The sequence below is a fragment of the Streptosporangium sp. NPDC003464 genome (assembly GCF_053588315.1).
In genome coordinates this window covers 16405-40590 of the sequence record NZ_JBSFPS010000030.1, presented here as the reverse complement: position 1 = coordinate 40590, position 24186 = coordinate 16405, and the positions used below count along the sequence as shown (strand labels likewise).

The 24186-nt window shown below is 71.3% G+C and carries 26 protein-coding genes; 7 read left to right on the top strand and 19 right to left on the bottom strand.

The annotated features are described in order from the left end of the window. Positions 1 to 239: 239 nt before the first annotated feature. From ACWDS7_RS09815 to ACWDS7_RS09790, 6 genes are all read right to left on the bottom strand, one after another. A complete protein-coding gene (locus ACWDS7_RS09815) occupies positions 240 to 428 on the bottom strand; it encodes a DUF397 domain-containing protein (RefSeq protein WP_451928912.1) in 189 nt (62 codons plus the stop codon). Positions 429 to 642: 214 nt separating this feature from the next. Further along, positions 643 to 1053, bottom strand: coding sequence for a PIN domain-containing protein (locus ACWDS7_RS09810; protein ID WP_451928911.1), 411 nt, complete (start codon positions 1051 to 1053; stop codon positions 643 to 645). Beyond that, positions 1050 to 1265: a type II toxin-antitoxin system VapB family antitoxin gene (locus ACWDS7_RS09805; protein ID WP_451928910.1), complete on the bottom strand. Its 216-nt coding sequence runs from the start codon at positions 1263 to 1265 to the stop codon at positions 1050 to 1052. The genes ACWDS7_RS09810 and ACWDS7_RS09805 overlap by 4 nt, the downstream gene beginning before the upstream one ends. A gap of 265 nt (positions 1266 to 1530) precedes the next feature. Next, the gene (gene purE, locus ACWDS7_RS09800) at positions 1531 to 2034 is read right to left on the bottom strand and encodes a 5-(carboxyamino)imidazole ribonucleotide mutase (protein WP_451928909.1); all 504 of its coding nucleotides are present in this window, start codon (positions 2032 to 2034) and stop codon (positions 1531 to 1533) included. Between the two features lie 67 nt (positions 2035 to 2101). Continuing rightward, positions 2102 to 3259, bottom strand: coding sequence for a 5-(carboxyamino)imidazole ribonucleotide synthase (locus tag ACWDS7_RS09795; protein ID WP_451928908.1), 1158 nt, complete (start codon positions 3257 to 3259; stop codon positions 2102 to 2104). 36 nt (positions 3260 to 3295) lie between these two features. Further along, complete coding sequence (locus tag ACWDS7_RS09790) at positions 3296 to 4240, bottom strand: hypothetical protein (protein WP_451928907.1); 945 nt, start codon at positions 4238 to 4240, stop codon at positions 3296 to 3298. Between the two features lie 295 nt (positions 4241 to 4535). Here ACWDS7_RS09790 and ACWDS7_RS09785 point away from each other — a divergent pair, with 295 nt between their 5' ends. Continuing rightward, positions 4536 to 5015, top strand: coding sequence for a GtrA family protein (locus ACWDS7_RS09785; RefSeq protein WP_306859179.1), 480 nt, complete (start codon positions 4536 to 4538; stop codon positions 5013 to 5015). 78 nt (positions 5016 to 5093) lie between these two features. Here the strand turns inward: ACWDS7_RS09785 and ACWDS7_RS09780 are convergent, their stop codons facing one another. The 9 genes from ACWDS7_RS09780 to ACWDS7_RS09740 all read right to left on the bottom strand — a co-directional run bounded on the left by ACWDS7_RS09780 (position 5094) and on the right by ACWDS7_RS09740 (position 12399). After that, positions 5094 to 6371, bottom strand: a complete 1278-nt coding sequence (locus ACWDS7_RS09780; RefSeq protein ID WP_451928906.1) for an ATP-binding protein — start codon at positions 6369 to 6371, stop codon at positions 5094 to 5096. A 3-nt stretch (positions 6372 to 6374) separates the two neighbouring features. Next, positions 6375 to 7043, bottom strand: coding sequence for a response regulator transcription factor (locus ACWDS7_RS09775; protein ID WP_012888073.1), 669 nt, complete (start codon positions 7041 to 7043; stop codon positions 6375 to 6377). A 249-nt stretch (positions 7044 to 7292) separates the two neighbouring features. After that, positions 7293 to 7775 carry a bacterioferritin gene (gene bfr, locus ACWDS7_RS09770; RefSeq protein ID WP_306859198.1) on the bottom strand — a complete coding sequence of 161 codons (483 nt, stop codon included), beginning with the start codon at positions 7773 to 7775 and terminating at the stop codon, positions 7293 to 7295. 15 nt (positions 7776 to 7790) lie between these two features. Next, positions 7791 to 7970: a (2Fe-2S)-binding protein gene (locus ACWDS7_RS09765; protein ID WP_306859200.1), complete on the bottom strand. Its 180-nt coding sequence runs from the start codon at positions 7968 to 7970 to the stop codon at positions 7791 to 7793. A gap of 247 nt (positions 7971 to 8217) precedes the next feature. Next, positions 8218 to 8835 carry an MBL fold metallo-hydrolase gene (locus ACWDS7_RS09760; RefSeq protein ID WP_306859202.1) on the bottom strand — a complete coding sequence of 206 codons (618 nt, stop codon included), beginning with the start codon at positions 8833 to 8835 and terminating at the stop codon, positions 8218 to 8220. Further along, positions 8832 to 9917, bottom strand: coding sequence for an S-(hydroxymethyl)mycothiol dehydrogenase (locus ACWDS7_RS09755; protein WP_306859204.1), 1086 nt, complete (start codon positions 9915 to 9917; stop codon positions 8832 to 8834). The genes ACWDS7_RS09760 and ACWDS7_RS09755 overlap by 4 nt, the downstream gene beginning before the upstream one ends. 84 nt (positions 9918 to 10001) lie before the next feature. Beyond that, positions 10002 to 10994: an adenylate/guanylate cyclase domain-containing protein gene (locus ACWDS7_RS09750; protein WP_451928905.1), complete on the bottom strand. Its 993-nt coding sequence runs from the start codon at positions 10992 to 10994 to the stop codon at positions 10002 to 10004. A 46-nt stretch (positions 10995 to 11040) separates the two neighbouring features. Beyond that, positions 11041 to 11541, bottom strand: a complete 501-nt coding sequence (locus tag ACWDS7_RS09745) for a PH domain-containing protein (protein WP_306859208.1) — start codon at positions 11539 to 11541, stop codon at positions 11041 to 11043. 33 nt (positions 11542 to 11574) lie between these two features. Next, positions 11575 to 12399, bottom strand: a complete 825-nt coding sequence (locus ACWDS7_RS09740) for a biotin--[acetyl-CoA-carboxylase] ligase (RefSeq protein WP_451928904.1) — start codon at positions 12397 to 12399, stop codon at positions 11575 to 11577. 156 nt (positions 12400 to 12555) lie between these two features. Between ACWDS7_RS09740 and fdhD the strand changes: the two genes are divergently transcribed. Continuing rightward, the gene (gene fdhD, locus ACWDS7_RS09735) at positions 12556 to 13404 is read left to right on the top strand and encodes a formate dehydrogenase accessory sulfurtransferase FdhD (protein WP_451928903.1); all 849 of its coding nucleotides are present in this window, start codon (positions 12556 to 12558) and stop codon (positions 13402 to 13404) included. 115 nt (positions 13405 to 13519) lie between these two features. Here the strand turns inward: fdhD and ACWDS7_RS09730 are convergent, their stop codons facing one another. The 4 genes from ACWDS7_RS09730 to ACWDS7_RS09715 form a co-directional block, all read right to left on the bottom strand. Continuing rightward, a complete protein-coding gene (locus ACWDS7_RS09730) occupies positions 13520 to 13975 on the bottom strand; it encodes a GNAT family N-acetyltransferase (protein WP_306859215.1) in 456 nt (151 codons plus the stop codon). A gap of 41 nt (positions 13976 to 14016) precedes the next feature. Continuing rightward, complete coding sequence (locus ACWDS7_RS09725) at positions 14017 to 16656, bottom strand: phosphoenolpyruvate carboxylase (RefSeq protein ID WP_451928902.1); 2640 nt, start codon at positions 16654 to 16656, stop codon at positions 14017 to 14019. A 65-nt stretch (positions 16657 to 16721) separates the two neighbouring features. Then, positions 16722 to 18338: a hypothetical protein gene (locus tag ACWDS7_RS09720; RefSeq protein WP_451928901.1), complete on the bottom strand. Its 1617-nt coding sequence runs from the start codon at positions 18336 to 18338 to the stop codon at positions 16722 to 16724. Further along, positions 18314 to 19099: an ABC transporter ATP-binding protein gene (locus ACWDS7_RS09715; RefSeq protein ID WP_306859220.1), complete on the bottom strand. Its 786-nt coding sequence runs from the start codon at positions 19097 to 19099 to the stop codon at positions 18314 to 18316. The genes ACWDS7_RS09720 and ACWDS7_RS09715 overlap by 25 nt, the downstream gene beginning before the upstream one ends. Positions 19100 to 19342: 243 nt before the next feature. On the opposite strand from ACWDS7_RS09715, the gene ACWDS7_RS09710 reads away from it, so the two are divergent. From ACWDS7_RS09710 to ACWDS7_RS09690, 5 genes are all read left to right on the top strand, one after another. Then, entirely contained in the window at positions 19343 to 20935 is a 1593-nt protein-coding gene (locus ACWDS7_RS09710; RefSeq protein WP_306859222.1) for an acyl-CoA carboxylase subunit beta, read from the top strand. After that, positions 20932 to 21129, top strand: coding sequence for an acyl-CoA carboxylase subunit epsilon (locus ACWDS7_RS09705; protein ID WP_451928900.1), 198 nt, complete (start codon positions 20932 to 20934; stop codon positions 21127 to 21129). Before ACWDS7_RS09710 ends, ACWDS7_RS09705 begins: the two co-directional genes overlap by 4 nt. A gap of 101 nt (positions 21130 to 21230) precedes the next feature. Then, on the top strand, positions 21231 to 22178 hold the full coding sequence (locus ACWDS7_RS09700; protein WP_306859226.1) for an NYN domain-containing protein: 948 nt from the start codon (positions 21231 to 21233) through the stop codon (positions 22176 to 22178). A gap of 69 nt (positions 22179 to 22247) precedes the next feature. Further along, positions 22248 to 23648, top strand: coding sequence for an AlkA N-terminal domain-containing protein (locus tag ACWDS7_RS09695; RefSeq protein ID WP_451928899.1), 1401 nt, complete (start codon positions 22248 to 22250; stop codon positions 23646 to 23648). Next, a complete protein-coding gene (locus ACWDS7_RS09690; protein ID WP_306859231.1) occupies positions 23648 to 24163 on the top strand; it encodes a methylated-DNA--[protein]-cysteine S-methyltransferase in 516 nt (171 codons plus the stop codon). The genes ACWDS7_RS09695 and ACWDS7_RS09690 overlap by 1 nt, the downstream gene beginning before the upstream one ends. Positions 24164 to 24186: the final 23 nt, after the last annotated feature.

Sequence of the window (24186 nt, the reverse complement as noted above, 5' to 3'; positions counted from 1 at the left end):
GGAGGAGCCCCGGAGTCGCCGGGCGAGCACACCCGGTCCGCACTGATCCTCCAGCACGGCGGAGCGGAGGCTCGGCGGAGCTCGTGAGCCGCCTGCTCCAGCTCAACAAGGAGATCACCGCAGGCCAACGCCCGTATGCCCCGTTCGGCACCAAGGACGATCAAGGCACTCTGGATATCGGGGTCTGAGGCCGCAGTCGGTGAAGGCTCCCGCCGTGAACGGGAGCCTTCACCAACTGATCAGTTGTCGAACTCGCCGAGCTTCATGCCACCGACGGAGGCGTCCCACTCCGACCGGGTGAAGAACAGCTTCGGGCCTTCGGGGTTCTTGGAGTCGCGCAGCACGTGGAGGGAGCCGAGGCCCGCCTTACGGCACCGGCCCGGGACACTCTCCGCGAGGCCCGCCGGTCCGCCACCGCCCGAAGCCATGGAAGCGAACGCGGAAAAGCCGGGTCAGGAGGGGGCGACCGTACTGTGAATCACGGACACGTCGCCTGGCGGCCGTCCGCCGGGAGATGGGGATCATCAGACGGGATCTCGGCTGCTCGGCCGTACGGATCGTCGACAGGGCTCCGGCGTGCCGATCTACGCCCTGTCCGAAGAGGTGCGGCCAGCGGATCGGCAGGAAAAGATGGATGGCAGGTTATTTCCCCGCCCCGGGGCCATACCACTGGAGCGGCTGACCGGTGACCGCGGCGACACGGTCGAAATCATGGTCACGGTGCAACAACGTGAGCCCCCGCAACTCCGCCGTCGCCGCCACCACCAGGTCCACCGGCCCCGCGCCCCGATGCTGCCCCTTCGCCGTGAGCAGACCCTGGACCTGCCAGGCGCGGTCGTCGACAGGCACCCATCCGAGCAGTTCCCGCATGTCCTCGATCCCCCGCTCACGGTCCGCCGGTGACCGCGCGCTGCAGAAATACTCGAGCTCGGTGATGGGGCAGACGGCGACCAACCCTGCCGCGACAGCTTGGTCCCAGCCATAGGTCCCGGCCTCACCGCGCATGAGCCGAGCCAGGGCGCTGGTGTCTATGAGGAACTGCGAGGCGCTCACCGCCGGTAGTTCCGCTTCTCCTCGAAGATCTCCAGGTCGAAGGCGCCCTCGGCGGCGGCGCCGCGCAGCCGAGCCAGCGCCAACGCCCGGCGCCGATTCTCCAGAACTTCGCGCAGGGCGGTGTTGACCGTCTCCTTCTTCGTGCCGGTTCCCAACGCCTTGGCCACCTCGGCCAGCAGGTCGTCATCCAGGTCGATCATCGTCCAGCTCACCGGGCGCCTCCCATGTATGCCTAGAACTGAATCAGATATGCATAGGAATATGCCTTCATGCTGAGGACCGCTGGACCCGCCGTACATCCCGGCGCGGGCGAGTAGCTTCCGGGACCGATGGCTCCCCCCTCCGCTGGAGAGGGGAAGGGCGGCGGCGCCGCCACACGCCGACCGGAGGTCCCTCACCGCCGCCCGGCGCGCTCCGGAAGTCCCTCACCACCGCCCGGCGTGCTCCGGAGGTCCCGCCGCCCGGAGGCCGTACGGCTCAGGCGCCGAGACCGGCGGCCTCGGCGCGGAGCCTGGCGCCCTTGGCGTGGGCCTGCTCCTTGAGGGAGACCTGGAACTCCTCCATCCGGGTCCGCAGGTTCTCGTCGGCGGCGGCGAGGATGCGTACGGCCAGCAGGCCCGCGTTGCGGGCGCCGCCGACGGCGACGGTCGCGACCGGGACCCCGGCGGGCATCTGGACGATCGACAGCAGGGAGTCCATGCCGTCGAGATACTTCAGCGGCACGGGGACGCCGATCACCGGCAGCGGGGTCACCGAGGCGAGCATGCCGGGCAGGTGAGCGGCTCCCCCGGCCCCCGCGATGATCACCTTCAGACCGCGCCCGGCCGCCTGCGCGCCGTAGGCGATCATCTCCTCGGGCATGCGGTGCGCCGAGACCACGTCCGCCTCGAACGCGACCCCGAACTCGGCCAGCGCCTCGGCGGCGAGTTTCATCACCGGCCAGTCGGAGTCGCTGCCCATGACGATGCCGACGGTGGTCATGCCTTCTCCTCGCCTCGCGGCGCACGGGCCGCGTCCGCAGTGGTGTCGTGCCGGTGGACCCGCCCGCTCACGTGTATACGCCCTCGGTGAGGTAGACGGCGGCGTGCCGGGCCCGGGCCCGGACCTCCTCCAGGTCGGTGCCCAGGGCGGTGACGTGGCCGATCTTACGGCCGGGCCGTACTTCCTTGCCGTAGAAGTGGATCTTGATCCCCGGGTCGTGCGCCATCACGTGCTCGTAGCGGGAGAAGATGTCGGGGTCGTCGCCGCCCAGGAGGTTGGCCATCACCACGACCGGCGCGGTCTGCGCGGGCGAGCCGAGCGGCAGGTCGAGCACGGCGCGCAGGTGCTGCTCGAACTGGGAGGTGCGGGAGCCGTCGATGGTCCAGTGCCCGCTGTTGTGGGGACGCATGGCCAGCTCGTTGACCACCAGCCCGGAGGCGGTGGCGAACATCTCCACGGCCAGCAGCCCGCTGACGCCCAGCTCGTTGGCTATCGTCAGGGCGATCCGCTGGGCCACCGCGGCCTGCTCGGGGTCGAGCCCCGGCGCGGGGGCGAGCACCTCGACGCAGATGCCGTCGCGCTGGACGGTCTCCACGACCGGGTAGCTGACGCCCTGCCCGTGCGGCGACCGGGCGACCAGGACGGCCAGCTCCCGCTCGAAGGGCACGAACGCCTCGGCCATCAGCGGCACCCCGCTCGCCAGGACCTCCGCCGCGTCCGCCGCGGACCGGCAGACCCAGACGCCGCGCCCGTCGTAGCCGCCGCGCACGGCCTTGAGCACGACCGGCCAGCCGTTCTCCCCGGCGAACTCCTCGACGTCGGCGGCCGTGGCGATCCGCCGCCAGGGCGGGCAGGGGGCGCCGATCGCGGTCAGCCGCTCGCGCATCACGGCCTTGTCCTGGGCGTGCACGAGCGCGTCGGCACCGGGGTGTACGGCGAGGCCGTCCGCGGCCAGCGCGCGGATGTGCTCGGTGGGCACGTGCTCGTGGTCGAAGGTGACCGCGTCGCACCCCTTGGCGAAGTCGCGCAGGTCCGCCAGGTTGCGGTAGTCGCCCAGGCGCACGTCGGCGATCACGCGGGCGGCGCTCTCGTCCGGCGAGTTTGCCAGCACCCGCAGTTCCACCCCGAGGGCGATGGCCGCCTGCTGGGTCATGCGGGCCAGCTGGCCCGCTCCGATCATGCCGACGACGGGTCCGAGGGGACCGGCCAAAGAAGGGCTGCTCACGGCGGTTGAGTTTACCGGCCCCCCGGAAGGCGGAGGTCAGCCGGTGGTGAGGTCGGCGAGGGAGCTGCGCGCGGCGACGGTGGACAGCTTGGCTCCGCCGCCCACCTCGGTGACCAGGAGCACGATCTCGGTGCCGGTCAGCCCGGCGGCCCGGCCCTTCCCGGTGAACCCGCGCAGCACCTCCTCGCCGTAGATCGGGTGCCTCAGCGAGGTACGGCCCGGCCCGGCCCGCTGCCGGTGTTCGATCTCCAGGGCGTGGATGACGAGCGCGCCCCCGCCGGGCAGCAGCAGCGCGCGCTCCGGTCCGACGAGCAGCCGGACGTCGGAGGCGAGCCGGTCGGGCCGTACCTTCCGGGGCCGCTGGACCAGCTCGTCGAACAGCTCCCTGGCGGCGTCCTTCTTGGGGAAGGTCACCCCGCTCACCCCGGCGGGGTCGGTCAGGTAGGTCAGGTAGCGCTGCGGCGCCAGGCGCGCCTCGACCCCGGTGCCGGGATCGTCGGCGGGCACCGCGCCCCCGGCCGGCTCGCGCGGCTTGCCCCGCACCGGGATGGGGCCGGCGGCGAGCCTCCAGTCGTCGCCCCCGTGGACGAACAGGAAGTAGGCCGGGACGGGCCTGCGGGCCAGCGCGACGAACCAGCGGTCGGCGCCGGCCGTGGCCGGCAGGAAGAACTCCGCGTCGGTGTATCTCTTCCTGGCGGGAGCTGGGCGGCCGTTCCGGGTCGCCTCGCAGGCACGGCCGCCCAGCGTATTCTCCGCCCAGGTGGTGAGCTCCTCGATCGCCGGGCAGTCCCGCTCTCGCCAGGCCCGGTCGAGCCGGTCCAGCAGCTCGAAGGCCCGGGCGGCCTCGGCGGGCTCGACCGCGCGGGCGGACGCCTCGGGCGGCGGCCCCGCCTCACGGGGTGTGCTCCCCCCACCGGCCGTCGCGCCGCAGCCGGCCGTCACGCACAGGCCGAGGAGCAGGACGAGCAGGCGGCGGGGCAAGGAGTGGTCCCGTGGTCGTGGCCGTCGCGGGCGGCGATCCGTCTGACCGATCGCAGGGCATCGACTCCCCCCGAAGTCTCCCTGTGATCTACCGGATCAGAGTAACGTCAGATGCCCCGATTTATCGGGCTAACGCGCGATAAATGTTGAAATATTCTTAGCTGACTGCTATGCACAACAGCCGGTCAGCGGCGGGCGGAAGGCGGGGCTGCACCGGTAGCCTGGCAGGAGAATGTCCAAGGTCCTCCCGAGTGGCGGATCCACAGCCAACCCTGGAAAGGACCGTGCAGGAGACGTGCAGTTTCTGCGACGTGCCTACGAGCGGTTCGCCGACCTGGTCCGCGAGCTGTCGAAGTTCGGGACCATCGGAGCGATCGCCTTCGTCATCGACACCGGAGGCTTCAACCTGCTCCAGTACGGCCTGCACTGGGGGACCCTGACCTCGAAGGTGATCGCCACGGTGGTCGCGACCACCTTCGCCTACTTCGGCAACCGCCACTGGACCTACCGGCACCGGGAGCAGAGCGGGCTCGCCCGGGAATACTTCCTGTTCTTCCTGCTCAACGGGGTCGCCCTGCTGATCGGGCTGCTGTGCATCGGCTTCGCCCGCTACACCCTGGAGCTGACCGACCCGCTGAGCATCAACATCGCCAACCTGATCGGCATCGGCCTGGGGACCCTGTTCCGGTTCTGGTCCTACAAGAAGTGGGTCTTCCTGTCGGCCACCGAAGACGTGCCGAAGGAGCTCCCCAACGAGCCCACGCGGACCCGCTGACCGACCGCCCGCCGGCTCACGCCGGCCCGCACCGGCCGCCAGGTCACGCCGGTCCGCTGACCACGCCGGTCCGCCAGGTCACGCCGGTCCGCTGACCACCCGGGTCCTGCCGGTGTCGCCGACCTGCCGCAGGAACAGCGCGAAGGCCGCCGGGCGCGGCCGTACCAGCTCAAGGCGGCCGCCGTCGGCGGCGGCCAGCGCCCGCGCGAGGGTCAGCCCCAGCCCGGTGCCGCCCGCCCCGCTCACGTTGCGCTCGAAGACCCGGGGGGCGAGGTCATCGGGGATGCCCTGCCCCTCGTCGGCGATCTCGATCACGATGGACCTGTCCTTGTCGCTGGTGGTCAGCGTCACCGTGCCGTCGCCGTGCTCCAGCGAGTTCTCGAGGAGGGTGGAGATCACCTGGCTGATGCCGCCGCTGGTGCCCACCGCCTGAAGCCCGCGCGTGCCGGACAGCTTGAGCTGCCGCCCGACCCTGCGGAAGGCCGGGCCCCACTCGATGAACTGCTGGTCCAGCAGGTCGTCGAGCTCGACGACCTCGGCCTGGGCGTGCCGCTGCCGCCGGGCCGCGGCCAGCAGTTCGTCGATCACCGCGGTGAGCCGCTCGGCCTGCACGATGGCGGCCTCGCCCTCCTCCTTGACGACGCCGGGCTCGTGCGCGGCGGCCACGATCTCCTCCAGCCGCATGGTCAACCCGGTGAGCGGGGTGCGGAGCTGGTGCGAGGCGTCGGTCGCGAACTCCCGCTCCCTGGCCAGCAGGTCGGAGATCCGGGTCGCGCTGCGGTCCAGCACCTCGGCCACCCGGTCGAGCTCCTGGATGCCGTAGCGGTGCTTGCTCGGCCTCGCGTCCCCGGAACCGAGCCGCTCAGCGATCATCGCCAGGTCGCTGAGCGGGAGCGTCAGACGGCGTGACTGCACGATGGCGAGCCCCACCGCCACCGCGAGAGCCGCCGCGGCGAGCGCCAGGATGAGCAGCAGCCACGCCCGGATCTCGCGCTCCACCTCCGTCTTGTCCCGGCTGACCGCGACGTACACCCCGTTCTCCGACTGGGCGTCCTGGGTCATCTTGTGGCTCTCCGGTGGCTCGTCGCTCACCGTGATCACCTGGGGAGGTGTCCCTTTTGCGTAGATTTGTATGTAACGGTCAGGGTATTTGCGCTTGAGCTGCTCGGGGTCGATGGGCTGATCCTGGATGCGGGCATACTCCACCTCCCCCAGCAGGCTTTTGGCCTGGGAGGAGAGTTCCTGGGTCGCTTCTTCCTCGATCAGCCGGTTGACCGCCACGCCCAGGGGGATGCCGAGCAGGAGCACCCCGATGACCGCGACGAGCAAGGTGGAGGAGAGTAGTCGACGACGCATCACCTACTCGCGTTCGAACCGGAAGCCGACCCCTCGGACCGTCGTGATGTAACGGGGCTTGGCGGCGTCGTCGCCCAGCTTGCGACGCAGCCACGAGATGTGCATGTCGAGGGTCTTGGTGGAACCCCACCAGTTGGTGTCCCACACCTCGCGCATGATCTGCTCGCGGGTTACCACCTTGCCGGCGTCGCGGACGAGGACGCGCAGCAGGTCGAATTCCTTGGTCGTCAGGTGCAGCTCCTTGTCGCCCATCCAGGCGCGACGTGAGTCGGCGTCGATGCGCACGCCCTGCACCACGGGTGTCTCGGAGGTGCCGCGCCGCAGGAGGGCGCGGACCCGGGCCAGGAGCTCCGCCAGGCGGAACGGTTTGGTGACGTAGTCGTCGGCCCCGGCGTCGAGGCCCACCACGGTGTCCACCTCGTCGACCCGGGCCGTGAGGATGAGCACGGGCGTGCCGTGGCCCTCCGCGCGGATGCGCCTGGCCACTTCGAGGCCGTCCATCTCGGGCAGGCCCAAGTCAAGAACTATCAAGTCGATGCCACCCGACAGTGCCCGTTCCAGGGCCTGCGGGCCGTCGGGGCTCACCTCAACTTGGTAGCCCTCGCGGCGTAGCGCACGCGCCAATGGCTCGGAGATCGAGGTGTCATCCTCGGCGAGAAGTACACAGGTCATGTTGCGATCGTAGGACCTTAGGGGATCGTTTCCCGGGCACAGCGCGCGGTTTGACTCGTCATTGACCTATCCATTGACCTGGGCAAACACTGATAAATCCCGGATAGTCGTCCCGCAACGGTTCAGGGCCGCGCGGTACTGCTCCCGCCTCGTAAGGGCCTGGAAAGGACAGGACCGCCAATGACCTCCCCGACAAAACAGAACACGCCCAGCCGTAAAGGATGCGGCGGGCGTGTTCGGGCGATCGGCTCAGGAAGCCGACGGCGGCTCGGCGTAGCGGGCCAGATAGAGCTGCTCGCCGAGGCTCTCGATGAGCCCCAGCTCGGTCTCCAGGTAGTCGATGTGGTGCTCCTCGTCCTGGAGGATCTCCTCGAAGAGGCGGGCCGAGGTGTGGTCGCCCTTCTCGCGCATCAGGATGATGGCGGGGCGGAGCCGGGTGACGACCTCCAGCTCGATGTTCAGGTCGGCGCGGAGCTGCTCCTGGACGGTCTGGCCGATGTGCAGGATGCCCAGCTTCTGGTAATTGGGCAGACCCTCGAGAAAAAGGATGCGGTCCGTCAGCTTCTCGGCGTGGCGCATCTCGTCCATGGACTCTTCGCGGGTGTATTTCGCGAGTCTGGTGTATCCCCAGTTCTCCTGCATCTTGGCGTGCAGGAAGTACTGGTTGATGGCCGTCAGCTCGGCTGTGAGCTGTTCGTTGAGCAGTTCGATGATTTTCTTGTCGCCCTGCATGGCGGGCTCCTCGTGCTATGCGGTCGGCATCAGATCTTCAGACCGCTTCAGGATCGCACAGATCTTCCGCACGCATGAAGCGCAGTCGCCACCGGCACCGGTGATGTCGCGGACCTGGCGCGCGCTCTTCGCACCGCCCGCGATGCAGTCATGCACCTCGTTCTCGGTAACCGCGCGGCAGACACATACATACATGGCGGGGGACGGGCCTCTCGTGGAGCGTAAGTAGGTTAGGCACACCTAATGTAACTCATTCGGTAAGGCTTGCCTATGTGCTGTGCGACACATAAGGCGCACTCCCCGCCACGTACGACATATAGGGCGCACTCTCCCGCCACGTACGACATATGGGGGTACGCTCCCCCGCCACGTCACCGGCCACGCCGCGCCGCGCCGCCCGGCCCCGTCGGGTCATCGGCGGCCGGGCGGCGTGACAGCGGCGTCAGTGCCCTCTGGCCAGCCACTCCTCCAGGTGCGGGGCCTCCGCGCCGATCGTGGTGGAGTCGCCGTGGCCGGTGTGCACGGCGGTGTCCTCCGGCAGGGTCAGCAGCCGCCTCCGGATCGAGTCGATGATCGTCTCGAAGGAGGAGAAGGACCTGCCCGTCGCGCCGGGGCCGCCCTTGAACAGCGTGTCGCCGGTGAAGACCGCGCCGGCCCCGGGGGCGTGCAGGCAGACCGCGCCCGGCGCGTGGCCGGGCGTGTGCAGCACGGTGAGCTCCACACCGCCCGCCGAGAGCACCTGGCCGTCCTTCAGCGGCGTGTACGGCATGTCGCCGTAGACCATCTCCCACAGCACCTGGTCGGCCGGGTGGAGCAGGATCGGCGCGCCCACCCGCGCGGCGAGATCGGCCGCGGCGTTGATGTGGTCGTTGTGCCCGTGGGTGCAGACGATCGCCGTGACCTCACGGCCGCCGATCCCCCCGACGATGGCGTCGGCGTCGTGCGCCGCGTCGATGACGACGACCTCGCTGTCGGAGCCGACCAGCCAGACGTTGTTGTCGACCTCCCACGTCCCGCCGTCCAGCGAGAACGTGCCCGAAGTGACGATCTTGTCGATCACAGGACCACCACCGAACGGAGCACCTCGCCGCGCTGCATCTTGGCGAAGGCCTCCTCCACGTCACCGAGGCCGACCGTCTCGGAGACGAAGCCCTCCAGGTTCAGCCGTCCCTGGAGGTAGAGGTCGATGAGCATGGGGAAGTCACGGCTGGGCAGGCAGTCGCCGTACCAGGACGACTTCAGCGCCCCGCCGCGGCCGAAGACGTCCAGCAGCGGCAGCTCCACCGTCATCTCGGGGGTGGGCACGCCCACCAGGACCACGGTCCCGGCCAGGTCACGGGCGTAGAAGGCCTGCTTGTAGGTCTCCGGACGGCCGACCGCCTCGATCACCACGTCCGCGCCGTTGCCGTCGGTGATCTCCCTGATCGCCTCCACCGCGTCGGTGGTGCGGGAGTTGACCGTGTGCGTGGCGCCGAAGTCCTTGGCCCAGGCGAGCTTGCGGTCGTCCACGTCGACCGCGATGATCTTCGTGGCGCCCGCCAGCCAGGAGCCGTGGACCGCCGCGCCGCCGACGCCGCCGCAGCCGATGACGGCCACGCTGTCGCCGCGGGTCACGCCGCCGGTGTTGATGGCCGCGCCGATGCCCGCCATCACGCCGCAGCCGAGCAGGCCCGCCACCGTCGCCGGCGCCGCGGGGTTCACCTTGGTGCACTGCCCGGCGGCCACCAGGGTCTTCTCGATGAAGGCGCCGATGCCCAGGGCCGGGCTGAGCGGTGTGCCGTCCGCCAGGGTCATCCGCTGGGTGGCGTTGTGGGTGTTGAAGCAGTACCACGGACGGCCACGCCGGCAGGCGCGGCAGTCGCCGCAGACCGCCCGCCAGTTCAGGATCACGTAGTCGCCGGGGGCCACGTCGGTGACCCCCTCGCCGACGGCCTCGACCACTCCGGCGGCCTCGTGGCCGAGCAGGAACGGGAAGTCGTCGTTGATCCCGCCCTCGCGGTAGTGCAGGTCCGTGTGGCAGACGCCACAGGCCTGAACGGTCACCACCGCCTCGCCGGGACCGGGGTCGGGCACGTGGACCGTCTCCAGGGAGACGGGCTCACCCTTGCCACGCGCGACCACTCCTTGCACGGTGTACGGCATGTCCTGCACCTCATCTTCGAAATCTTCGAACTCGGTTACCGGTGGAACAGCGTCTTCACGGACGCGCCCCCACGTCCATGCCTATCAGGCCCTGCGGAGCACGTACGGCTGGACCACCCCGAGGCCGCGGGCGGGCCGGCGCCGGATGCGGTGCGCCTCGATGCCGGGCACCTCCGCGACGGCCTCGGCCAGCTCGCCGTCGACGACGATCGTGCCCGGCCGGGCGATGGCCGTCAGCCGGGCCGCCAGATTGACGGTGGTCCCGAAGACGTCGCCCATCACCGGCAGGACCGGGCCGTAGGCCAGGCCGATCCGCACCTCGGGCCCGTAGCGCCGGATGACCTCGACCAGCTCCAGCGCGATCACCGCGGCCTTGCCCGGGTCGGCCGCGGTGAACAGCACCTCGTCGCCGAGCGTCTTGACCAGCCGCCCCCCGTGCGCGGCGACCACGTCGGAGGCCCGCGACTCGAACCCCTCGACCAGCTCGGCCAGGGCCCGTTCGTCCAGCTCGCGGGAGACCTGGGTGAAGGAGACCAGGTCGGCGAAGCCCACCGCGAGGGTCAACCGGGTGGGCACGACCTCCTCGGTGAGGTCGGTGATGGCCAGCAGCCGGGTCCCCGCGGCGGCCAGCTGGGCGCGCCAGACATGGGCCAGCACCCGCTCGAAGTCCGGCAGCAGCCGGTGCGCGGTCTCCAGGACCGCGGCCAGGTCGGCGTCGGAGGGCGGCTGGTCCGGGTCGAGCATGGCACCGACCATGATCTCGGCCTGCCACTGCGCCAGCCGGGCGGTCGTCTGGCCCAGCGCCCTGGCCATCCGGACGACCGTCTGCTCGTCCAGCAGCCCGCCCTCGATCATCGCCCGGACCCGCCGGAGCGCGGCCACGTCGGCGTCGGTGAAGGCCACCGCGTCGTCGGCGAGCGTGGCGAAGCCCAGGGCCCGCCAGATCCGCTCGGCGAGATCCTGCGGCACGTCGGCGAGCTCGGCCACCTGGACCCGGGTGTAGCGGGGCGACGAGCCGACGAAGAGGCGTTCGATCTCCTCGGCCGTCGGACGTCTCGTCACTTCCCCTCCGCCCATCTTCCTGCTCCAATCCAGGAGGTTACGCCACCTGGTCCGCCGTCCCTCACGGGTCTCCGTCGGCCGCGTCGTCGAGCGCCCGGAACAGCTCGGCCCGCACCTCCTGGATGCGGGGGATGTCGCGCAGGGTGATGTGGCCCTGCTCGCCGGCCGACTCGACGTTGAGCGTCCCGGAGCCGAACATCCGTTCCACCAGCGTCTGGTCGGCGCTGACGGTGTTGACCTTGCTCATCGGGATGTCGTCGTTGGACTTGTTCAGCACGCCCGTGCTGATCGTCAGCCGGTGCGAGGTGAGCACGTAGGAGGTGTTCTTCCACTGCAGGTACGGCGCGAACGACCACACGGTCAGCAGCCCGACGGCGAGCACGGCCACCGCGATGCGCGCGTAGGAGTCGTACTCGAAGGCGGGCATGAGGAAGATCGCCGCACTGGACCCGGCGATGATGAGGACCAGCGCGAGGAACGGGATGACGAGGCGCTTCCAGTGAGGGTGGAACGTGCGGATGCGCTGTTCCCCCTCCGTCAGGTGGTGATCAGGGAGACCCATGGGGCAAATCGTGGCACGCCTGGCCGCCCCGCGTCATGATGTGTGCGGTCTGACGTGCACGACGTCGCCAGCGCTCAGCGTGTGCTCCTCTCCCTTGGAGCGGACGATCAGGTGGCCGGAGTGGTCGATGCCGGTGGCCAGCCCGGTGAGCACCCGCTCCCCGGGCAGCTCCACCCTGACCTCGCTGCCGACCGTCGCGCTGACCCCGAGGTAGGCGGCCCGCAGCCCGCACGCGTCGGCGTCGCCGTCGGCCTGCGACCACTCGCGGTAGTGGGCCTCGATCTCCCGCAGCACCGCCCGGATGATCGGGTCGCGGTCGACGCAGGCGGCCTCCTCGACGGCCAGCGAGGTGGCGGTCTCCACGGGCAGCTCGTCGGCGCGGACGCTCACGTTGAGCCCGACACCCACGATCACCGCGCTGTCCACCCGCTCGGCGAGGATGCCGGCGAGCTTGCGCTCCCCGATCAGCAGGTCGTTGGGCCATTTCAGGCGGACGTCCACCTCGGCGATCCTGCGCACGGCCGAGGCGACGGCCAGGCCGACGAGCAGCGGCAGCCAGCCCTGTGCGGCGGGAGGCGGGTCGGGCCGCAGCAGCATCGAGAACGTCAGGCCGGAGCGCGGCGGCGCGCTCCAGACGCGGCCCAGCCTGCCGCGGCCGGCGAACTGCGCCTCGGCGATGACCACGGCTCCCTGCCGGGCACCGTCCCGGACGGCCTGCGCGAGGTCGGCGTTCGTCGAACCGGTCCTGCCGACGACGGTGATGTCGGACCACAGGCCGCCGGGGCGGACCAGGGCACGGGTGAGCGCCGCCTGGGACAGCGGCGGGCGGTCTAGATCGGTGAAGGGCGAGTCGAGCACTTAGCCATCTTCCCTCCCTTAGCGACCGCCTGTTACCGAATTACGGCAATGACCTGGGAATACTGTGACCGTGGGTGAGGAGTGGCCCGGAGGGCGGCTGTCCGCACAGGTGGGGCGGGGGATGATGGGACACGTGCGGAGCGGGACGGAGCGTTCATGAATGGCGTCACGAGGCCGGGGCCGACCACGCGGACCCGGATCCGGCAGGTGTCGGCCGGGGCCGTCAGCGACCACCGTGACGACCTGGCCACCGAGGAGCCCCTGGAGATCCGGATCCAGGCCGGCGCGGCCCGCCGCACGGTCGCCATCACCATGCGGACCCCGGGGCACGACTTCGAGCTGGCCGCGGGGTTCCTGCACGGCGAGGGGCTCGTCGCGGCGGAGGAGGTCTCCTCCATCGCCTACTGCACCGACGACGACGTGGCGCCCGAGGCGCGCTACAACACGGTGACGGTACGGCTGCGCGGCGGGCGGCTGCCCGACCTGCCCGCCCTCGACCGGCATTTCATGACGTCGAGCGCCTGCGGCGTCTGCGGCACCGCCAGCCTCGACGCCCTGCGCGGCCGCTGCTCCCCGCTGCCCGCCCAGGAGGACCTGCGCATCTCTCCCGAGACCCTGTACGGCCTGCCGCACCGGCTGCGGGAGGGCCAGGGCGTGTTCGGCAAGACCGGGGGGCTGCACGCGGCCGGGCTGTTCACCGCCGGAGGGGAGCTCCTGGCGATCCGCGAGGACGTGGGGCGGCACAACGCGGTGGACAAGCTGGTCGGCTGGGCCCTGATGGGCGGGAGGCTGCCGCTGGGCGGGCACATCCTGATGGTCAGCGGGCGCAGCAGCTACGAGATCATGCAGAAGGCCCTGGCCGCGGGCGTGCCGGTCGTCTGCGCGGTCTCCGCCCCCTCCTCCCTGGCCGTCGACCTGGCCAGGGAGTTCGGGATGACGCTGGTCGGCTTCCTCCGCGAGGAGCGCTTCAACCTCTATTCGGCCCCGGAGCGGGTCCTCTCCTGAGCCCCGTCGCTCACGGTGCGACCGGCCCGCCGGACTCCCCGGCCGGCCGGTTCAGCGCCTCCCGCCTCGGCAGCGCGGCGGCGAGGCCGGCGGGCCGTCCCGTCACGGGGACGGCTCAGCCGTCGAGCCGTTTCGCCATGAAGACCACATCACGCGGTCCCGACCTGCGACGTTCGGTGATCTCGTAGCCCAGGCGCAGATAGAGCGCGATGTTCGGCTCCATCCGGGCGTTGGTGTACAGCCGCAGCGCCCCCAGGCCCGCCGTACGGGCCCGGTCCTCGGCGAAGGCCAGCAGGCGCCTGCCGAGCCCCCGGCCGTGCCGGCCGGGGGCGACCGCCACGTTGTCCACCAGCAGCACGCCGTCCTCGGGGACCAGCACGATCAGCCCGGCGATCCCCTCCCCCGGCTCGTCCTCCTCCAGCAGATGGACGTGGCCGGCCGCGACGTGCGCGGCGTAGTCGTCGTCCATCGGCTTGGGGCGGATCCCGATCAGGTCCGCCCACGGCTGGTAGGCCGCCGCCACGAGCTCCTCGACCGCCGGCACGTCGCCGGGCCGGGCGGGACGGATCACCGTACCTCCGGGGCCCGCGGGGCCCGGCGGCGGGCAGGCCGTCATCCGGTGTTCTGCAGACCGGCGGCGACGCCGTTGACCGACAGCAGCAACAGCGTGGACAGCCGCTCACGCTCCTCCTCCGACAGCCCGTCGTCGGCGCGGAGCGTCGACAGGGCACGGAGCTGGAGATGGGAGAGCGCGTCCACGTAGGGGTCGCGGAGCTGGACCGCGCGCGACAGCACCCGGCGGTTCTCCAGCAGGCGGCTGTGACCGGTGATCTCCAGGACCAGGCGGCGGGTGAGGTCGTACTCGTGCAGGACCTGCTCGACGAAGTCGTCCCGGCCGCCCAGCGCGAGGTAGCGGGCCGCGATGTCACGGTCGGTCTTGGCCAGCGACATCTCCACGTTGTCCAGCAGCGAGGCGAACAGCGGCCACTCGCGGTAGGCGGCGCGCAGCTCGTCCAGGCCGGACTCGGAGATCACCGCCTCCAGGCCGCTGCCCAGGCCGTACCAGCCGGGCAGGTTGACCCGGGTCTGGGCCCAGGCGAACACCCACGGGATGGCCCGCAGGTCGTCGAGGGAGCGGGGCGCCCCGAGGCCGCGCCTGGCGGGGCGGGAGCCCAGCCGGAGCGAGCCGATCTCCTCCAACGGACTGACCAGGGAGAACCACTCGGGGAAGCCGGGCGCCTCGGTCAGCGACCGGTAGGCCTTCTCCGAGGCGGAGGCGACCTGCTCGGCGACCCCCCGGAAGCGCCCGGCGGCCTCGGCCGTACGGGCCTCGATGGACGGGGTGGAGGCCAGCAGCACCGCCGAGGTGACCTGCTCCATGTGGCGGCGGGCGATGGCGGCGTGGCCGTAGCGGGCGAAGATGACCTCGCCCTGCTCGGTCACCTTGAAACGGCCGCCGACCGAGCCCGGGGCCTGGGCGAGCACGGCCCGGTTGGCCGGTCCGCCGCCCCGGCCCAGCGCGCCGCCCCGGCCGTGGAACAGCGTCAGCCGCACCTCGTGCTCGGCGGCCCACGCGGCCAGCGCCTCCTGCGCCTCGTACAGCTTCAGGGTCGCGGCGGCCGGGCCGAGCTCCTTGGCGGAGTCGGAGTAGCCGAGCATGACCTCCAGGCGCCGGCCGGCGGCGGCCAGACGGGCCTGGATGCCGGGGATCTCCAGCATCCCCGACAGCACCGAGGGGGCGTTGGCCAGGTCGGCGCCCGACTCGAACAGCGGGACCACGTCGAGCTGCGGCGCCTTGTCGCCGAGCGCGTGCTCGGCCAGCGCGTAGACCGCGGCGATGTCGTCGGCCGAGCGGGTGAAGGAGACGACGTAGCGGGAGCAGGCGGTCACGCCGTAGCGCTCCTGGATCCAGCCGATCGTGCGGATGGTGGCCAGCACCTCGTCGGTGCGCTCGGAGGTCCGCCCCTCGGCGAGCTCGGCCAGCGCGGCGGCGTGGACCTGCGAGTGCTGGCGCACCTCCAGCTCGGCCAGGTGGAAGCCGAACGTCTCCACCTGCCAGATCAGGTGCTGCAGCTCGCCGTACGCCTGCCGCCTCGCCCCGGCCGCGACCAGCGACGCCTGGGCGGTCCGCAGGTCGGCCAGGAGCTCCTCGGGCGAGCGGTAGGCCAGGTCGAGGCCGCGCTGCCGGGTGGCCGCGATCCGGGCGGCGACGAACAGCAGCCACTGCCGGTGCGGCTCCTGCGGGGAGCGGGTGGCCATCTCCGAGACCAGGTCGGGATGGTCGTTCTCGGCGGCGGCGAGCGCGGCGCGCAGCTCCGCCGAGGCAGGGGTGTAGCCGGTGGTCAGCGTGAGGGTCCGGGCGATCCGGTGGGTGGCGTTCTCCAGGGCGATCAGCACGTGCTCGGCCTGGATGAGCACGGCGTCCCTGGTCACCTTGGCGGTGACGTTGGGATTGCCGTCGCGGTCGCCGCCGATCCAGCTCCCGTAGCGGATGAAGGGGCGGGCCAGCGGCTCGCGGGTGCCGGTGCCCTCGCCGAGCGCGGCGTCCAGCGAGCGGTAGACCATCGGCACCACCCGGAACAGGGTCTCGTCGAAGGCCGCCATGGCGGTGCGGACCTCGTCCAGCGGGTCGAGCTTGGTCGACCTGAGCTGGGAGGTCCGCCAGAGCAGGTCGATCTCCTCCAGCAGCCGCCGCCGGGTCTCGGCCCGCTCGGCGGCGCCCCGCTCGGGGCTGTTGTAGGCGGCGAGCTGGTCGCTGATGCGCTGGATCGCGGTGACCACCGCGCGCCTGCGGGCCTCGGTCGGGTGCGCGGTCAGCACCGGGTGCAGCCGCAGCCCCTCCACCAGCTCGCCGACGCGCTCGCCGCCGAGCTCCTGGACGGCCTGCGCCAGGGACTCGGGCAGCGGCTCCTCGCCGGTGTCGCGGATCCGGAGCGTGCGGATGCGGAAGTGCTCCTCGGCCAGGTTCGCCAGATGGAAGTAACAGGTGAACGCCCGGGCGATCTGCACCGCCCGATCGACGGGCCACTCGGCGACCATCGCGGTGATCTCGTCGACCGAGACCTTCCCGCGACGGGCCGCGATGACGGCCTTGCGTAGACGTTCGACATCGGCGAGCAGATCATCGCCGCCGTACTCGGCGATCACCTGCCCCAGGAGCTCGCCGAGCAGCCGCACGTCCGCGCGCAGCGCGTCGGGCATCTCGGTGACGGCGGAAGAACGTTCTGCCTGCTGGTGCGCGATTGCGGACATGTTTGCCAGCGTAGCCAGTCCGTTTTCTCCGGCGGAGACTGGTCTCACCTATTGGACTAGACCATTCAGCTCGGCTGCGAGGTCGCCGCCAGGATCTCGGGATATCGCCGGAACCCGAGGTCACCGGCGATCCGGCGGCCGCCCCAGGAGATCAGCAGGCCGTACGGCAGGGCCAGAGCGCTGACCCAGGTGAGGCCGAGCAGGACCGGCAGCGCGACCGGCAGCGCCAGCAGGCTGCTGCCGATCATCGCGCCGAAGGAGGCGGCGAAGGCGACGCCGCCCTGTCCGGGCGCGGCGCCGGTGAAGGCGTTGAGCCGCTCGGGCACCGTGTACGGCAGGAGCACGCTCGTCATGGCCCCCACCCCGAGCCCGACGCCGAGGACGCCCCACGCGGTGAGCGCGGCCGGGACGGCCCACCGGAGGTCTCCGGCGAGGACGGCGGCGACCACGGCCAGCACGGCCAGCGTCGGGGCCGCGATCGTCACGACGGCCAGGTGCCGCCCGGCGAGGTCGGCCCGCCAGTCCCGGCCGGTGCCGTAGATCATGGAGTTCATCCACAGCGAGCGGCCGTCGATGCCGAAGGAGTTGGACGTCTGCAGGCCGATCATCACCGCGCCGAGGCAGGCGGGGGCGATCGCCATGGCCATGCCGGTCGGCCCGGACCCGTCACCGCGGGTCAGGGAGAAGGACATGATGCCGGTGACCGCGATGGCGGCGAACCAGCCGACCCGGCCCCGGGGGTCACGGCGGGCGTACTTGAGCTCCTTGGTGGCGACCGCGGCGAGCGGCCCGTCGGGCAGGACGCGCGCCAGCAGGCCCCTGGAGTTGCGGACCGAGGCGGCCTCGGTGGAGGCGTCGGTCGTCACCAGCGCCCGGCGGAGCGCCGCGATCCAGAGCCGGCCGATCACGACGACCAGGACCGCGAGGAAGACCAGCTCGCCGGCCGCCACGGCGCCGCCGTCGGTGATGGCGTGCGCCGCCATGCCGGGCGGGGTCCAGCGGAGCACCGAGGCGACCTCGCGCAGCATCCCGGCCGGGTCGCCCGCCAGGCCGCCGTTGAGCAGCAGGTTGGGGAGCTGCGCGGCCAGGATGAAGAAGATCACCGAGACGGCGAGCACGTCCCGGCCCCGGCGGGTGCGCAGGATGCCGGACAGGGAGGTGGTGACCAGCCGCGAGGTGACGATGCAGAGCGCGAACTGCAGCAGCACCGCGACGGCGCCCAGGAGCACCCCGCCGGCCCCGGTGGCCAGGCCCGCGACCGCCCCGGCCGTGACGACCAGCGTGGCGATCGGCCAGACCCCGGTGACCGAGGCGGCGAACATGCCGGCGGCGAGCTGGCCGGTCCGCAGCGGGAACAGCGACAGCCGGGACGGGTCGAGCGTGTCGTCCAGGCCGAACGCCAGCAGCGGGACGATCACCCAGCCCGTCAGGAGGACGGTGAACAGCACGGTCACGACGTCCGCCGCGATGTCGGCGGGCGCGAAGCGGAGCATGCTCGTCCCGAGGAACCCGAGAGTCGCCACGGTGAGCGCGGCGATCACGGTGAAGACGAATCCGAGCAGCCGCTCGGTGCTGCCGCGCAGGTTCCCGGCGACCAGCCGGAGCTTGAGCCGGACGAAGACCGCGGGCCCCACCCGGGCGGGGGTGTCCACCGCGCTCATGCCGAGGTCGCGCCCAGCCATGACAGGCCCTCCCCTCCGCCACCGCCGTCGTCGCCGCGGACGCCGACCAGCCCGAGGAACGCCTCGTTGAGGCTGCGCCCCGCGCGGACCTGGTCCAGCGGGCCCTGGGCGACGATCTGGCCGCGGTTCATCACCGAGACCCAGTCGCACAGACGCTCGACGAGCTCCATCACGTGGCTGGAGAAGACGACGGTCGAGCCGGAGGCGGTGTAGCGCCGGAGCACCTCGACCAGCGTGTTGGCGCTGACCGGGTCGACGCCCTCGAACGGCTCGTCCAGGAAGAGCACCCTGGGGTTGTGCAGCAGCGCGGCGGCCAGACCGATCTTCTTGCGCATGCCGGTCGAGTAGTCGACGACGAGCTTGTCGGCCGACTCCGCCAGGTCCATGACCCGCAGCAGCTCCTCGGCCCGCTGCTCCACCTCGGCCTTGGGGATGCCCCGGAGCTGGCCGTTGTAGGAGAGCAGCTCCCGGCCGGACAGCCGCTCGAACAGGCGCAGGCCCTCGGGGAGCACGCCGATGCGGCCCTTGACGGGGACCGGGTCGCGCCAGACGTCGAGGCCGTCGATGTGGACGGCGCCGCCGTCCGGGCGGAGCAGGCCGGTGACCATGCTGAGCGTGGTGGTCTTGCCCGCGCCGTTGGGACCGACCAGACCGGCGAAACTGCCACGCGGCACGATGAGGTCGACACCGCCCACGGCCACCTGCTGCCCGAATCTCTTGAAGAGCTGCTGCGTGCGTACCGCGTCGGCTATGTCGGTCATGACACCCACTTTGGCAGAATTTCCGATTTTGAGGATCAGGTCTCCGGCCGGGCAACGAACGGCCGCCCCCGATAGTTCGCCGTGTCAGGAAACGGTTACCCTGCTGAGGATGGGCGGGTGCCGGGGCGCGACCGGCGCGCCGGACGGAGTGCGGTGCCGGAGACGGCGTGCCGCACCCGCCGGGATCACCCTGAGCGGGATCACCCGGAGACCGTGTGGAGCGGATAGGAGTGGAAGAACCCGATGAGCGCTGAGCCGGTGGCCGCCGGGATCGACATTCACACCACGGCCGGCAAACTCGCCGACCTGGAACGGCGCCTGGACGAGGCGGCTCACGCCGGCTCCGCGCGCGCGGTGGACAAGCAGCACGCCAAGGGCAAGATGACCGCCCGGGAGCGGGTGCTGGAGCTGCTGGACGACGACAGTTTCGTGGAGTTCGACGAGCTGGCCAGACACCGGTCCACGAGTTTCGGCCTGGAGCGCGAGCGCCCGTACGGCGACGGCGTGGTGACCGGCTACGGCACGGTCGACGGCCGTCCGGTGGCGGTGTTCGCCCAGGACTTCACGGTGTTCGGCGGATCGCTGGGCGAGGTCTTCGGCGAGAAGATCGTCAAGGTGATGGACCACGCGCTGAAGACCGGCTGCCCGGTGATCGGCATCAACGACTCCGGCGGGGCGCGCATCCAGGAGGGCGTCGTCTCCCTGGGCCTGTACGCCGAGATCTTCAAGCGGAACGTGCACGCCTCCGGGGTGATCCCGCAGATCTCACTGATCATGGGCCCGTGCGCGGGCGGCGCCGTCTACTCGCCCGCGCTCACCGACTTCGTGCTGATGGTGTCGGAGAAGTCGCACATGTTCATCACGGGCCCCGACGTCATCAAGACGGTCACCGGCGAGGAGGTGACGTTCGAGGAGCTCGGCGGCGCGCACACGCACAATTCCAGGTCGGGCGTGGCCCACTACGAGGCCGCCGACGAGGCCGACTGTCTGGAGTTCGCCAGGGCGCTGCTGTCCTACCTGCCCTCCAACAACCTGGACGAGGCTCCGGCCTTCGACGTGGATCCGGTCCTTTCCACCACCGACGAGGACCGCGAGCTCGACACGCTGATCCCGGATTCGGCGAACCAGCCCTACGACATGCACACGGTCATCGGGCACGTCCTCGACGACGCCGAATTCCTTGAGGTGCACGCGCAATTCGCGCCCAACATCGTCGTGGGTTTCGGTCGGGTCGAAGGGCGTTCCGTGGGGGTCGTGGCCAACCAGCCGCTGAGTTTCGCCGGGACGCTGGACATCGCCGCTTCGGAGAAAGCCGCGAGATTCGTCCGGACGTGCGACGCCTTTAACATTCCGGTGCTGACATTCGTGGACGTTCCCGGCTTCCTTCCGGGCACCGACCAGGAGTGGAACGGAATCATCCGCCGCGGCGCCAAGCTGCTCTACGCCTACGCCGAGGCGACCGTGCCGCTGGTCACGGTGATCACCCGCAAGGCGTACGGCGGGGCCTACGACGTCATGGGCTCCAAGCACCTGGGCGCCGACGTCAATCTGGCCTGGCCGACCGCGCAGATCGCGGTGATGGGCGCGCAGGGCGCGGTCAACATCCTCTACCGGCGGGAGCTGGCCGCGGCCGACGATCCCGACGCCCAGCGGGCCCGGCTCGTCACCGAGTACGAAGACACGCTCGCCAACCCGTATCTCGCGGCCGAACGTGGGTATGTGGACGCCGTGATCCGCCCGTCCGAGACCCGAGTCCAGATCGTCAGGGCACTGCGCGCCCTGCGCAACAAGCGCACGAGCCTGCCCCCGAAGAAGCATGGGAACATCCCGCTATGACGCACCTGAGGATCGTCCGTGGGGACGCGACGCAAGAGGAGATCGCCGCACTGGTGATCGCGCTCGCGTCACAGGCGGATCCGGCGCCGAAAGCCGTACGGAAGGCCGGAACCTGGCGTAATCCCACACATCGCATGCGAAAACCTCTTCCGATCGGACAAGGCGCATGGAGATCAAGCGGACTGCCGAGATAGATCCCAAGAACGGGGTGTCAAGTTGCGCGAGAGTTGGGACTATCTAAGAAATGGGCGCATATAGTCAGCCGATCAGCTAGTTCCGAGGCCTGGAGGACGACATGACCATCCTGGACCTCAGCTCCCATCCCGTCGCCGCGAAGTACGCAGTCTTGGTGGACGTGGGGTATCTGTACGCGGCGGCGGGGGAAGTGCTTCTCGGCGCCAAGGAGCGCAAAGAATACCGCGTCGCGGCTGACGAGCTCATCCAGGCGCTGCAGAAACACGCCGAAACCCGCATTCACGGCGAGCTGCTGAGGATCTACTGGTACGACGCCGCGCGCGACCGGGTGCCGACCGTGGACCAGCGTGTCATCGCCCAGCTCCCCTGGGTCAAGGTGCGCCTGGGCAACCTCAACGCGCGGGGCCAGCAGAAGGGTGTGGACGCGCAGATCAGGAGCGACCTGGAGGCGCTGGCCAGGCATCACGCGGTGAGCGACACGATCCTGCTGGCCGGGGACGAGGACATGGTCCCCGCCGTCGAGGCCGCCCAGGCCTACGGGGTCCGGATCCACCTGTGGGGCGTCGAGCCGCCCTACGGCACCAACCAGGCCGAGCGCCTCGTCTGGGAGTCCGACACCGTCGAGATCATCACCGCCGACTTCCTCCGCTCCTTCTTCAGCCGCACCCCGGTCCCCGTCCCCGTCCCCGCCGCCCCGGTGGCCCCCTCACCCGCCCAGGTCTTCGCCGCCCGCACCCCCGCCGCGGTCAAGCCCAAGGCGCCCGTCGGCCAGATCGCCAAGCTCGGCCCCAGCCGCCCCCGGGTCGAGGAGGTCGGCGAGCACGTGGCCCAGAAGTGGATCCTCACCCGCGGCCGCGACAACATCCGCGACCTGCTCCCCGGCCCGATCCTCCCCACGGTCATCGACACCGAGCTCCTCATCGAGGCGGAGAAGGAGCTCGGCCACTCCCTGCGCCCCTACCCCGAGGCCAGGGTCTGGCTCCGCGACGGTTTCTGGGCCCGCGTCTACCGGGAATTCGAGATCGGAGTCGGCGTCTCCTCCAAGTGACCGGGCGCCTGACGGTCGCGTCCGATTCCCGCCAGTCGCCCGGAATGCGCTGCGGCTAACGTCGTCAGTGTGTCCGTGAGAGAGCTTGACTTCGATTCCTGTTACCGCGCGGTGACCGCGAGGGACGCCCGGTTCGACGGGCGGTTCTACACGGCGGTCACCTCCACGCACATCTACTGCCGGCCGATCTGCCCCGCCCGCACCCCCGCCTCCCGCAACGTGCGCTTCTACCGCCACGCGGCCTCCGCCGAGGCGGCCGGGTTCCGGCCCTGCAAGCGCTGCCGGCCCGAGCTCAGCCCCGGCGACCCCGGCTGGGACCACCGGGGCGACCTGATCGGCCGGGCGCTCCGGCTCATCGACGAGGGCGTGGCCGACGACGGCGGGGTCGGGGAGCTGGCCAGGCGGCTGCACATCACCGAGCGGCACCTGCACCGGCTGTTCACCACCGAGATCGGCGTCGGGCCGCTGGCCGTCGCCAGGACCAAGCGGCTGCTGCTGGCCAAGCAGTTGCTGACCGAGACCGGGCTGTCGATCACCGACGTGGCGTTCGCCTCGGGGTTCGGGAGCGTGCGGCAGTTCAACGCGACCATGAAGGAGACCTACGGCTTCACCCCCGGCGAGCTGCGGATCACGGCGGGCCGGGCGGTCACCGACAACACGCTGACGCTCCGGCTGCACCGGCGCGAGCCGTACGAGGCGGAGCTGCTGATGCGCTTCCTCGGCGCACGGGCGATCCCCGGGCTGGAACACGTCGACGAGACGGGCTACCGCCGGGCCGTCCCGGGCGGCACGGTCACCCTCACCCCGGCGCCCGGCCACGTCCGGCTGGAGGTGCGCCTCGACGACACCCGCCACCTGGCCCGCATCGTCGCCCGCTGCCGCCGCCTCCTCGACCTCGACGCCGACCCCGAGGCCATCTCCGACGCCCTCGGCCAGACCTCCCTGGCCGGCCTGGTCGCCGCCCGCCCCGGCCTGCGGGTCCCGGGCGCCTGGGACGGCTTCGAGGTGGCCGTCCGCGCCGTGGTCGGCCAGCAGATCTCCGTCGCCGGCGCCCGCACCATCCTCGGCCGCATCGTCGGCCGGGCCGGCCGCCCCACCGGCGCCGAGGAGCTCACCCACCTGTTCCCCACCCCTGACGAGCTCATGGGGGCCGACCTCGACGGGCTCGGGATGACCGGACGGCGGGTGGCCACGCTGAAGGCGCTCGCCGCGAGGGTGGCGGCCAGGGAGATCGACCTGGACGGGGCCCAGGAGCCCGGGGAGGCCGTGGCCCGGCTGCTGGAGGTGCCGGGCATCGGACCGTGGACGGCCAGCTACATCGCCCTGCGGGCGCTGGGGGACCCGGACGCGTGGCCCGTGGGAGACCTCGGGCTGCGGCGGGCCATGGCGGACCTGGGCATCCCGGAAGAGCACATCGAGCGGTGGCGCCCCTGGCGGGCCTACGCCGCGCTACACCTATGGAGTTCGTGATGATCGAGGCACAGATCCTCCCCACCCCGACCGGCCCGCTGGCGCTGCTCTCGCACGAGGGGGTCATCGTCGCGGCAGGCTTCACCGCCGACCCGTCCGAGATGTTCGCCCGGCTCTCGCCCCGGCTGCAGGAGTCCGGCCTGCGCCAGGTGGCGGACCTGGGCCGTCCGGCGCAGGCCGTACGTGACTACCTGGACGGCGACCTGACGGCCCTCGACGACGTCGAGCTGACGCAGCCGGGGACGCCCAAGCGGCAGCGGCTCCTGACGGCCCTGCGCCAGGTCCCGCCCGGGGTCACGATCAGCTACGCCGAGCTCGCCGAGCGGGCGGGGATGCCGAGGACGGCGGCCAGGGCCGCCGGGGCGGCGTGCGCGCAGAACCTGATCGCGCCGTTCGTCCCCTGCCACCGCATCCTGCCCTCCACCGGCGGCTTCGGCGGCTACTACTACGGCACACCGGTCAAGCGGTGGCTGCTCACCCACGAGAACGCGCTCGCCCAGACCAGCGTGCTGTAGGCGGCCGGCCCGCGCGCCGGGCC